The organism is Actinomadura sp. 7K534 (assembly GCF_004348575.1).
Taxonomy (GTDB): Bacteria; Actinomycetota; Actinomycetes; order Streptosporangiales; family Streptosporangiaceae; genus Spirillospora; species Spirillospora livida.
The window spans coordinates 20,317-31,704 of sequence record NZ_SMKB01000071.1 but is presented as its reverse complement, the minus strand read 5'-3'; the positions used below and the strand labels follow the sequence as shown (position 1 = coordinate 31,704).

At 73.8% G+C, this 11,388-nt stretch carries 10 protein-coding genes; 4 read left to right on the top strand and 6 right to left on the bottom strand.

Annotated features, from left to right (window positions below):
• The 3 genes from E1266_RS16480 to E1266_RS16470 all read right to left on the bottom strand — a co-directional run.
• Positions 1–289, bottom strand: a 289-nt coding sequence (locus E1266_RS16480) for a glycosyltransferase (protein WP_132047817.1), incomplete at its 3' end; no start/stop codon positions are given.
• 223 nt (positions 290–512) lie between these two features.
• Positions 513–776 carry a WhiB family transcriptional regulator gene (locus E1266_RS16475; protein ID WP_021594342.1) on the bottom strand — a complete coding sequence of 88 codons (264 nt, stop codon included), beginning with the start codon at positions 774–776 and terminating at the stop codon, positions 513–515.
• 304 nt (positions 777–1,080) lie between these two features.
• Positions 1,081–2,049 (bottom strand): hypothetical protein, encoded by a 969-nt coding sequence (locus E1266_RS16470; protein WP_132047815.1) that lies wholly within the window; start codon positions 2,047–2,049, stop codon positions 1,081–1,083.
• A 141-nt stretch (positions 2,050–2,190) separates the two neighbouring features.
• Between E1266_RS16470 and cofD the strand changes: the two genes are divergently transcribed.
• The 4 genes from cofD to E1266_RS16450 all read left to right on the top strand — a co-directional run bounded on the left by cofD (position 2,191) and on the right by E1266_RS16450 (position 8,154).
• Positions 2,191–3,144 carry a 2-phospho-L-lactate transferase gene (cofD, locus tag E1266_RS16465; RefSeq protein ID WP_132047826.1) on the top strand — a complete coding sequence of 318 codons (954 nt, stop codon included), beginning with the start codon at positions 2,191–2,193 and terminating at the stop codon, positions 3,142–3,144.
• On the top strand, positions 3,141–4,430 hold the full coding sequence (locus E1266_RS16460; RefSeq protein WP_132047813.1) for a coenzyme F420-0:L-glutamate ligase: 1,290 nt from the start codon (positions 3,141–3,143) through the stop codon (positions 4,428–4,430). Before cofD ends, E1266_RS16460 begins: the two co-directional genes overlap by 4 nt.
• A 99-nt stretch (positions 4,431–4,529) precedes the next feature.
• Positions 4,530–7,094, top strand: a complete 2,565-nt coding sequence (locus E1266_RS16455; protein WP_132047811.1) for a bifunctional FO biosynthesis protein CofGH — start codon at positions 4,530–4,532, stop codon at positions 7,092–7,094.
• A gap of 22 nt (positions 7,095–7,116) precedes the next feature.
• Positions 7,117–8,154 carry a substrate-binding domain-containing protein gene (locus E1266_RS16450; protein WP_132047809.1) on the top strand — a complete coding sequence of 346 codons (1,038 nt, stop codon included), beginning with the start codon at positions 7,117–7,119 and terminating at the stop codon, positions 8,152–8,154.
• On the opposite strand, the gene E1266_RS16445 is transcribed toward E1266_RS16450, so the two are convergent.
• Genes E1266_RS16445 through E1266_RS16435 form a run of 3 tightly spaced genes read right to left on the bottom strand, consistent with a single transcriptional unit; the run spans position 8,155 to position 11,335 of the window.
• On the bottom strand, positions 8,155–9,057 hold the full coding sequence (locus E1266_RS16445; protein ID WP_132047807.1) for a DNA-3-methyladenine glycosylase 2 family protein: 903 nt from the start codon (positions 9,055–9,057) through the stop codon (positions 8,155–8,157).
• Positions 9,058–9,068: 11 nt separating this feature from the next.
• Positions 9,069–10,136 carry an NDP-sugar synthase gene (locus E1266_RS16440; RefSeq protein WP_132047805.1) on the bottom strand — a complete coding sequence of 356 codons (1,068 nt, stop codon included), beginning with the start codon at positions 10,134–10,136 and terminating at the stop codon, positions 9,069–9,071.
• A gap of 41 nt (positions 10,137–10,177) precedes the next feature.
• Positions 10,178–11,335 (bottom strand): glycosyltransferase family 1 protein, encoded by a 1,158-nt coding sequence (locus E1266_RS16435; RefSeq protein WP_132047803.1) that lies wholly within the window; start codon positions 11,333–11,335, stop codon positions 10,178–10,180.
• Positions 11,336–11,388 lie beyond the last annotated feature (53 nt).

Genomic DNA, 11,388 nt, shown 5'->3' with positions numbered 1-11,388 from the left:
GGCCGGCGTCGTCGGCGGGGACGGGGGCGGACGCGGCGTCCTGGCGGAGGGCCTCCGCGACGGCCTCGCCGTAGCCGGTGGTGCGCGGCAGCGTGAGGACCGCGGGCCGGCCGAGCACCTCGGCGAGGACCGCGGGTCCGCGGTCGCGGCTTCCGGTGTCCACGGTCACGAGGCGCTGCACCGGACGCGCCTGCGTCAGCAGCGCCTTCAGCGTCTCCGGGAGCCACCGCGCACCGTCGTGGGTGACGAGGACGGCCGTGACGACATGGCGATCGAGAGTGGGGGCCAAGGGGTCGCTCGATCTGTGGGACGACAGGTACGTGGCTGATACGACAGCAGCCGTGCCGGCCCGGGGGCCGACACGGCTGACAACTGTACGCGTGGCCGCCCCCGCGCACGCCCTGGATCGCCGAGATCCGGGTGCGCGGCCGGTCCGGCCGGGTCTCCCCCGTCGAAGACCCCGGGGCCGTCGCGGACCCCGGGCCGGCCCGCGGACCGCGCGGCCGCCGGCGCTAGACCGCCTGGCGCTTCAGCTTGCGGCGTTCCCGCTCGGAGAGCCCTCCCCAGATGCCGAAACGTTCGTCGTGCTGCAGCGCGTACTCAAGGCACTCCGTACGCACCTCGCATGCCCGGCACACCTTCTTGGCCTCGCGAGTGGAGCCGCCCTTCTCCGGAAAAAACGCCTCCGGGTCGGTCTGCGCGCACAGTGCGCGCTCCTGCCAGCCCAACTCTTCACCGTCTGTGCCGTGCGCCAGCGGGATGACCACCTCGCTCACAGCGCACCTCCCTGCCCGTGGAACCCCCTGGTCAATGCCTTCCCTCCGGTTACTTCCCCCGAGAAGGCATTGAAACTACACGGACGAAATTACACGCGTGTAGCGCCCGCCCCGTCAAGCCGGAGAGCTTTCCGGGGCGACTTAGCGGGTTATGCCGGGCGAGCGAGCTGACCCGTGGATGAAGATCGGTAAAACCGGCGGTCACCGCGGGGGTACCGCGCGGCATTCGGCGCGGGGATTCGGCGCCCGGAATCAGTGCCGGGGCGCCCGGAATCAGTGCCGGGGCGGCCGGATCGTCGCGAGGCTACTGCGGGGGCGGGGGGCGGTTGTCCCGGTACCAGTCGCCGCCCTCGTCGGGGCGCTGCTCACCGCCGGGTGCGGGCTGGGTGCCCTGCGGCCCCTGCTCCGAACCGCCGTACTGGCGGGTCCACTCGCCCATCTCCTCCTGGTCGGAGGTGGGCTGGGCCTGCCCGTAGCCCTGCTGGCCGCCCGTCTGGTAGCCGCCCTGCTGGCCGTACTGCTGGCCGTACTGCTGCTGGCCGTAGCCCTGCTGGTAGTCCTGCTGCTGGCCGTACTGCTGCTGCTCGTAGCCCTGCTGGCCCTGCTGCTCGTACCCGGGCCGGCCCGCCTGCTGCCCCTCGGCGCCGGACTGCTGGCCGTACTGCTGGTACTGCTGGTACTGCTGCTGCCCGTAGCCCTGCTGGTAGTCCTGCTGCTGACCGTACTGCTGCTGGCCGGGCTGGGCCTGCTGGCCGGGCTGCCCCTGCTGGCCCTGCTGGTAGCCGAAGTCGGGGTAGCCCTGCTGCATCTGCTGCTGGCCCGGCTGCGGCCGCGGCGGCTGCATCCCCTGGAAGACGGTGTAGACGTACCAGGCGCCGACGCCGACCACGGCGAGCTTCCCGGCGCCGATGAGGAACACCGACAGCTTCGTGAGCGCGCCCGCGGACTCGGAGTCGGTGAGCAGCCCGCTCAGCCAGGAGATCAGGCCGAACACGGCGATGCCGCCGAGCACCCCGAGGGCGCCCATGGTGATCGTCCGGGCCTGCGGCGTGGGGCGGTCGCCCCAGGTCACCAGCAGGACGGCGAGGACGAGGATGCCGACGATCCCGATCTGCAGGAACATCCCGTCACGGGTCTCGAGCAGGGCGCGGAAGGTGAACGTCCCATCGTCGCCGATGAGCGTGATGATGCCCGCGAGCAGCTGCACGCCCGCCGAGGCGAGCAGTACCCAGGCTGCCGGTTCGCGCAGGCGCTGGACGGCTTCCTTGTTCACGGTGACATCTCCAGACAGAGGCGACGCGATTACACGCCAAAGCTTGGCATAGATTCCACCCGCGAACCCACTGGGGCGGGCCGCCTCGCGCGGGCGGGCACGCCGTGCGCCGGAAATGGCGCCATGGATACGCTGGACGTCATGAAGATCGTGGTGCTGGCGGGCGGTATCGGCGGGGCGCGCTTTCTGCGCGGGCTGCGGTCGGCGGCTCCCGAAGCGGAGATCACCGTCATCGGCAACACCGGGGACGACATCTCCCTTTTCGGGCTTCGGGTGTGCCCCGACCTGGACACCGTGATGTACACGCTCGGCGGCGGCATCAACGAGGACCAGGGCTGGGGCCGGGCCGACGAGGCGTTCACCGTCAAGGAGGAGCTCGCCGCCTACGGTGCCGGGCCGAGCTGGTTCGGGCTGGGCGACCGCGACTTCGCGACCCACATCGTCCGGACGCAGATGCTCGCGGCGGGGTACAAGCTGTCGGCGGTGACCGAGGCGCTGTGCGACCGGTGGCAGCCGGGCGTCCGGCTGATCCCGATGACCGACGACCAGGTCGAGACGCACGTGGTCGTCGAGGACGAGCAGGGGCGCCGGGCGATCCACTTCCAGGAGTGGTGGGTGCGGCTGCGCGCGTCCGTCCCGGCCCTGTCGATCGCGGCGGTCGGCGCGGAGGACGCCAAGCCCGCGCCGGGCGTGCTCGCGGCGATCGAGGCGGCCGACGTGGTGCTGTTCCCGCCGTCCAACCCGGTCGTGAGCATCGGGACGATCCTCGCGGTGCCCGGCATCCGGGACGCGGTCGCGACCAGGACGGTCGTCGGCGTCTCCCCGATCATCGGCGGCGCCCCCGTGAGCGGCATGGCCGACGCCTGCCTGACCGCGATCGGCACCGAGACGTCGGCGCGGGCGGTCGCCGAGCTGTACGGGCTCGGGCTGCTGGACGGCTGGCTCGTCGACGAGGCCGACGCCGCCGTGCGGGTGGAGGGCATAGAAGTACGGCCGCGTCCCCTGCTGATGACGGACGAGGCGGCGACCGCGGACATCGCCCGCGCCGCGCTCGACCTGGCGGTCGAGCTGAAGCGGGCGGAGGAGTCGCGGTGAGCCGCCTGGAGGTGCTCGGGGTCCCCGGGCTGCCGGAGGTCGCGGAGGGCGACGACATCGCGGCGCTGATCCCGGCGGACGCCGTGCGGGACGGCGACGTCGTGGTCGTCACGTCCAAGATCGTCAGCAAGGCGGAGGGGCGGGTCCTGGTCGCGGACGACCGGGAGAAGGCGATCGAGGCGGAGACCGTGCGGGTGGTCGCGCGCCGGGCGCACGACCGCGGTGAGACGCGGATCGTGGAGACGCGGCAGGGGCTCGTCCTCGCGGCGGCCGGGGTGGACGCGTCCAACACGCGGCCGGGCACGGTGCTGCTGCTGCCGGAGGACCCGGACGCCTCCGCCCGCCGCATCCGGGCGGGGCTGCGCGAGCGGACCGGCGCGGACGTCGCGGTCATCGTCTCCGACACGCTCGGGCGGCCCTGGCGCAACGGGCTGATCGACGCGGCGATCGGCCTCGCCGGCCTGGAGCCGCTCAGCGACCTGCGCGGCCGCGACGACTCCCACGGCAACCGCCTCGACGCGACGATCACCGCCGTCGCCGACGAGATCGCGGCGGCCGCGGAGCTGGTGAAGGGCAAGCTCGACGGGGTGCCGGTCGCGCTCGTCCGCGGACTGTCCGCCCTGGTCACGAAGGAGGACGGGCCGGGCGCGCGGGCGCTGGTCCGCCCGCCCGACGAGGACATGTTCCGGTGGGGGCCGTCCGAGGTGCTGTACGCGCGGCGCACGATCCGCGAGTTCACCGCCGGCCCGGTCGACCCGGCGGCGGTGCGCCGCGCGGTCGCCGCGGCGATCGCCGCGCCGGCGCCGCACCACACGACGCCGTGGCGGTTCGTCCTGCTGGAGTCGGAGGGTGCGCGGACGCGGCTGCTGGACGCGATGCGCGACGCGTGGGAGGCCGACCTGCGCCGCGACGGCTTCTCCGAGGAGTCGATCACGAAGCGGCTGCGGCGCGGCGATGTGCTGCGGCGGGCGCCGTACCTGGTCGTCCCGTGCCTGGTCATGGACGGCTCGCACGACTATCCGGACGAGCGGCGGTCGCGCGCCGAGCGGGAGATGTTCGTCGTCGCGGCGGGCGCGGGGGTGCAGAACCTCCTGGTGGCGCTGGCCGTCGAGGGGCTCGGTTCGTGCTGGGTGTCGAGCACGATGTTCTGCCGCGACGTCGTCCGGGAGTCGCTAGGGCTGCCCGGCGACTGGGACCCGATGGGCGCCGTCGGCGTCGGCCACCCGGCCGCGCCGCCGCGGGAGCGCCCGCCGCGGAGCCCGGAGGCGTTCATCGAGGTCCGGTGACGCGGGAATAGCCGGCGCGCCGGCGGAGCTATAGCAGAATCGGGCAATTCGGTGCCCCCGCTGCGGTGCAAATTATGACGATTGGCATAGAGTGCCTGCATGGACGGGACGAGCTCCGCGCTCCGCCGGGCACTGGCCCGCGCGCGTGACGGCAAGACACTGGATCGATCCGAGGCCACGACACTGCTGCAGGCCCGCGGGGCGCAGCTCGACGACCTGCTCACCTACGCTGCCCGCACCCGGGACGCCGGCCTGGAGGCCGCCGGCCGCCCGGGCGTCATCACCTACAGCCGCAAGGTCTTCATCCCGCTGACCCGGCTGTGCCGGGACCGCTGCGGGTACTGCACGTTCGCGACCGTCCCGCACAAGCTGGACGCGCCCTACCTGAGCCCGGACGAGGTGCTGGAGATCGCGCGGCGGGGCGCCGAGATGGGCTGCAAGGAGGCCCTGTTCACGCTCGGGGACCGGCCCGAGGACCGCTGGAAGCCGGCCCGCGAGTGGCTCGACGCGCACGGCTACGACGACACGCTCTCCTACGTCCGGGCGATGGCGATCCGGGTGCTGGAGGAGACCGGGCTGCTGCCGCACCTGAACCCGGGCGTGCTCACCTGGCGGGACTTCCAGCGGCTCAAGCCGGTCGCGCCGTCCATGGGCATGATGCTGGAGACGACGGCGACGCGGCTGTTCAGCGAGCGCGGCGGCCCGCACTTCGGGTCGCCGGACAAGGACCCGGCCGTCCGGCTGCGGGTGCTGGAGGACGCGGGCCGCACGAACGTCCCGTTCACGACCGGCATCCTCATCGGCATCGGCGAGACCGTCGAGGAGCGCGCGGACGCGATCTTCGAGATCCGCCGGACGATGCGGGAGTACGGCGCGATCCAGGAGGTGATCGTGCAGAACTTCCGGGCGAAGCCGGACACCAAGATGCGCGACACCCCGGACGCGGACCTGGCCGAGCTCGCCGCGACGATCGCGGTGACGCGGCTCGTCCTCGGCCCGAAGGCGCGGGTGCAGGCGCCGCCGAACCTCGTCGGCGACCAGTTCGCGCTGATGCTCCGCGCCGGCATCGACGACTGGGGCGGCGTGTCCCCGCTGACGCCCGACCACGTGAACCCCGAGCGGCCCTGGCCGCAGATCGACGAGCTGGCCGAGCGGACGGCCGCGGCGGGGTTCGCGCTGCGGGAGCGGCTGACGATCTACCCCGACTACGTGCGGCGCGGCGAGCCGTGGCTGGACCCGCGGCTGGACGCGCACGTCGCGGCCCTGGCCGACCCGGCGACCGGGCTCGCGCGGGAAGACGCCGTCCTTGAGGGGCGTCCCTGGCAGGAGCCCGACGGCGGATTCGAGGCGTCCGGCCGGACCGACCTGCACACCGAGATCGACACGACGGGCCGCACCAGCGACCGGCGCGACGACTTCGACGAGGTGTACGGCGACTGGGACGCGCTACGCGACCGCATGTCCGCCCCCCAGCGCTTCGACTCCGACATCAAGACCGCCCTCGCGCGCGCGGAGCAGAACCCTGCGGGCCTGTCGGACGACGAGGCACTGGCCCTCCTGCACGCCGAGGGCCCGGAACTCGACGCCCTCGCCAAGCTCGCCGACGACCTGCGCCGCGACACGGTCGGCGACGACGTCACCTACGTCGTCACCCGCAACATCAACTTCACCAACGTCTGCTACACCGGCTGCCGGTTCTGCGCGTTCGCGCAGCGCCGCACGGACGCCGACGCCTACACGCTCTCCCTCCGCCAGGTCGGGGACCGGGTGGACGAGGCATGGGCGGCCGGCGCCAGCGAGATATGCATGCAGGGCGGCATCCACCCGGACATGCCCGGCACCGCCTACTTCGACCTCGCCCGCGAGGTGAAGAACCGCGCACCGGACATCCACCTGCACTCCTACAGCCCGATGGAGGTCGTGAACGGCGCGTCCCGCGCGGACATGTCGATCCGCGAATGGCTGGAGGGCGCCAAGGAGGCCGGTGTCGACTCCCTGCCGGGCACGGCCGCCGAGATCCTCGACGACGACGTCCGGTGGGTGCTGACCAAGGGCAAGCTGCCCACCGACCAGTGGGTCGAGGTCGTCACCACCGCGCACGAGATCGGCCTGCCGACGACGTCCACCATGATGTACGGGCACGTCGACACCCCGGCGCACTGGGTCGCGCACATCAAGCTGCTCCGCTCCATCCAGGAGCGGACGGGCGGGTTCAGCGAGTTCGTACTGCTGCCCTTTGTGCACCACAACTCGCCCATCTACCTCGCCGGGCTGGCGCGTCCGGGGCCGACCGTCCGGGAGAACGTGGCCGTCCACGCCCTGGCGCGGATCCTGCTGCACGGCGCGATTCCGAACATCCAGACGTCCTGGGTGAAGCTGGGCGACGAACTCTGCACGCGCGTCCTCCAGGGCGGCGTGAACGACCTCGGCGGCACCCTCATGGAGGAGACCATCAGCCGCATGGCCGGGTCGGAGAACGGCTCCTTCAAGCCGATCAGCGAACTGGAGAAGATCGCGGCGCGCGCGGGCCGTCCCGCCAGGCAGCGCACGACCCTCTACGGCGAGGTGCCGGAGGAGCGCCTGAAGGCGTCCCGCCGCACCGACGGCATCGGCCACTTCGGGCGCGGCGGAGGAAGGCTCGACCTGCCCCTGGTCGGCACGTGATCCCCGGCTGTATGACTGACGGGTGAACCTCTGGAGGCGGCCGGTCGTCTGGGCGGCCGCGGTGCTGCTCCTGTCCGGCGTGGGCGGCGGGGCGTGGGCGCTCGGCCTCCTCCCGGGGCCGGGGACCGGGGCCTGCGGCGGGTCCGCGCTGCGGATCACCATCGCGGCCCAGCCGGAGATCGCGCCCGCGCTCCGGGGCGTGGCGGAGCGGTTCAACGTCGAGGAGCACCGCGTGGCCGGACGCTGCGTCGACGCCCGGGTCGAGCCCGTCTCCCCCGGCGGCTACCTGGGCGACGCGACCCTGCGCGCCAAGACCGACGCGTGGGTGCCGGAGTCGACGCTGTGGCTGGAGACGGCCCGGGAGGCGGGCAACACGTCCGTCCCCGAAGGGGGGACCCCGGTGGCCGCGACGCCGGTGGTGCTCGCCACGCCGCGCCCTGTCGAGGCGGAGTTGCGCGACGCCGAGGTCGGCTTCGGCTGGGAACTCCTCCTGAAGGACGAGGCCGGGGGCGTCCCGCTGGCCCGCTACGCGGCCGACCCGGCGGCCGGGATGAGCGGGACGATCGCCATGGTCGCCATCGAGCAGGTCGCCGAGGGCAAGGCCGGCGACGCCGCCGAGGCGCTCCGCGAGAACGCGCCCCGCAGGCCGGACGAGTCGTCCGGCGGCTCGATGACGGTCCTCGCCGACTTCATCGGCGCCGAACGCTTCGCCCGCCCCCTGGCGGTCACCACCGAGCAGGCGGTCGTGGCCTACAACGACGGCCACCGCCCCAACCCGATCGTGAGCCTCATGCCGGACGAGGGCACGCTGATGCTCGACCACCCGTACGTCGTGACCACCGAGGACCAGGACCGGCAGGACGCGGCGGAGGCGTTCAAGGCCGCGCTGGCGACGCGTCCCGCGCACGACATCCTCCACCGGGCGGGCTTCCGCGCCGCCGACGGCACGCTGCCCGCCATGTACGCCGACCAGCACGGCTTCACGGAGGAGCCGCCGCCGTCCCTCCGGCTCCCGACCCGCGAGGAGATCGACGAGGCCCGCGCCTCCTGGGAGAAGTGATCAGAAGGACCGGTAGTCCCGGACGGGCAGCCGCGGCCCCCGCCTCGGCGGGCGCCTCCCGGACGACTCCAGCAGCCGGGTGACGCGGTACCGGTGCCCGGCGTAGGGCTCCAGCAGTTCGAGCATCCCCGCGTCGTCGACCTTGCGGCCGATCAGCGCCCACCCCACCAGGCCGGGCAGGTTGTAGTCGCCGACGGACACCGCGTCGGGGTCGCCGGCCGCCCGCTGCCTGATCTCGGCGGCCGTCCACACCCCGATCCCCGGCAGCGACCGCAGCCGCCGCTCGCTCGGCTCCTCCTCAAGCCGCTTCGCGACCCGCGCGGCCCCGATGATCGTCCGGGCGCGGACGGCCTCCAGCCCCGACCGGTGCCACTCCCACGACGGAATCCGGATCCACACCTCGGGCGGCGGCGGAACCCGCAGATGCGGCGCGCCGGGCGCGGGCTCCCCGAATTTCCGCAGCAGATGGCTCCAGGCCCGGAACGCCTCCAGCCCCAGGACCTTCTGCTCCATCACGGCCGGCACGAGCGCCTCGAACACGCGCCGCGTCCGCCCGATCCGCAGCCCCGGCCGCCTGAGCACCTGCTCCCGGACGACGTCGTGCCGCGCGACGAACCCCTCCGGCTCGTCCGCCGCCCCCAGCAGCTCGGGCACCCCGTCCAGCGACCACTCGGCCCCCGGCCCCCAGGCCGTGGCCTCGACCACGTCCCCGACGCGCCGAAGCCGGAGCGTCGCCGGCCCATCGGGCGTGTACGAGGCCCGCCAGACCGACCCGTCCGGCTCGACCCGGAACGCCGGATCCCGCGAGCCCCGCCGATGCGGCGACAACGTCCCCGGCAGATCCAGCTCCCAAGGCGGCCGCCACTCCCGGACCCGCCCGGTTCCGCAGTGGATCGTGGTCATCGGCCGCCGGCTCAGGTGTCGGCGGAGAAGCGGACGGCGGTCGGGGGGAGCTCTATGCCCGGCCAGACGCGGAGGCCGCCGCGGAGTTCGTTGCCGGGGCCGACCAGGGCGCCGTCGCCGAGGACCACGCCGTCCAGGACGGCCCCGCGGCCCACCCGGGCGCCCCGGCTCAGGACCGAGTCGCGGACCGTGGCGCCCTCGGCGACGAACGCGTCGTCCAGCAGGACGCTGCCGATCACCGTGGCGCCGGGCTCGATCACGGCCCCCCGGCCGACGGTCGTGCCGCCGCGGACGACCGCACCCGCGGCGACGCTCGCGCCGGGGAGCACGAGGCGCTCGCCCGGCCCGCCGGGCATCGCCGGGGAGGCCAGCGTCCCGAGGACCAGGTCGCGGGAGCCGCGGACGAACGCCTCGGGCGTGCCGACGTCCAGCCAATAGGCCGACTCGACGTAGCCCATGACCGGTGCGCCGGACGCGATGAGCGCCGGGAACGTCTCCCGCTCCACGGACACGACCTCGTCCTCGGGGATCGTGTCGATGGCCGAGCGGCGGAAGACGTAGCAGCCCGCGTTGATCTGGTTCGTCACCGGATGCGGAGTCTTCTCCAGGAACGCGGTGACGCGGCCCCGGTCGTCGGTGGGCACGCAGCCGAAGCGCGAGGGGTCGTCGACCTCGGTCAGGTGCAGCGTCACCGCGGCACCGGCCTCCTCGTGCATCTTGACCTGGGCGCGCACGTCGTGGCCGGACAGGATGTCGCCGTTCAGGATCAGCACCGGGTCGTCCGGGCCGGAGGTGAGCGCCCGCGCGGCGTTGCGGATGGCGCCGCCGGTGCCGAGCGGCTCGTCCTCGCTGACATAGGCCAGCTCGACGCCGTGCGCGCGGGTGCCGAACGCCGCCTCGAACATCTCCGCCCGGTAGGACGTGGCGAACACGATGCGCTCGACGCCCTCGGCGTGCGCCCGCGCGAGCTGATGGGCGAGGAACGCCACCCCGGCCGTCGGCAGCAGCGGCTTGGGGGTGGAGATGGTCAGGGGACGCAGCCGCGTGCCCTGCCCTCCGACCAGGAGGATCGCTTCCACTCGGTTCCCTTTCTCCACCGCGGTAGCGGATGCGAGCGAGCCTAGTGGGTGCGGGAAGTCCGGGTTGACGCGTATTGGTCCACGGCGCGCTGGTAGGAGGCCAGGTGCGCTTCCGCGGACTCCGACCAGGAGAACCGGCCCGCGCGGACGCGGGCGGCGTCGGCCAGTGCGGTGCGGCGGGACGGGTCGTCGAACAGCTCGTCGAGCGCGGTGCCGATGCCGGACGGGTCGGGCTCGGTGTAGGCGACCGCGTCGCCGCCCACCTCGGGAAGGGGGCCGCGCCGGGTGGTGAGGACGGGCGCACCGCACGACATGGCCTCAAGCACCGGGAGGCCGAAGCCCTCGCCGCGGCTGGGCAGGGCGACGACCAGCGCGCCGCCGAAGAAGCCGGGCAGCGACGCCCAGGGCAGGTAGCCGGGGCGCAGCACGCGCAGGTTCAGCGGGACGGTCGCGAGCGCGGCGTCGACCTCGTCGTCCCATCCGCCGCCGCCCGCGAGGACGAGCGCCGGGGCGTCCGGGCGGTGCTCGCAGGCCCGCACCCAGCCGCGGATCAGGTTCGGGACGTTCTTGCGCGGCTCCAGCGCCCCCAGGTACGCGACGTAGGGGTGGCCGTGCAGGCCGAGCCGGTCGGAGACCTGCTTCACCTCGGCCTCGGACGGCCGGTGGAACACCTGCTGGTCGACGCCGTGGTAGGCGACGTCGATGCCCGCCGGGTCGGCGCCGAGGACGCGGACCAGCTCGTCCCGGGTCGCCCGGGACGGGGCGATCAGCCGGGTGGCGCGGCGCGCGGCGGTGCGGGTCGCCGACTTGACGTAGCTGGTGCGGACCGGGTCGTGCGGCTCCGGCTCGGCGAACAGCGTCACGTCGTGGATCGTCACCACCGTCGGCAGCGCCAGGCTGACCGGGATCGTGTAGGTCGGCAGGTGGAGGACGTCCGCGCCGACGCGCTCGGCGACGTGCGGGAGGCCGGACTGCTCCCAGGCGAGCCGGGTGGCGCGGTGCGACAGCCCGGCCGGGCCGGCGACGACGCGCGCCCCGGGGACGAGGCCCCCGTAGCGTTCCTCGTCCGCCCGCTGGCAGACGACCGCCAGGTCGGCGCCCTGCGCGTGCAGGGCGCACAGCAGCCCGTCGACATACCGTCCGAGCCCGCCGCGGTCGGCCGGCACGGCGGTCGCGTCGAGCAGAATCCGAGGCGCCACGGTCTCTCCCCCATCCGCGGTGGCGTAGATCACCCTTTACCGTCTGAGCCTAC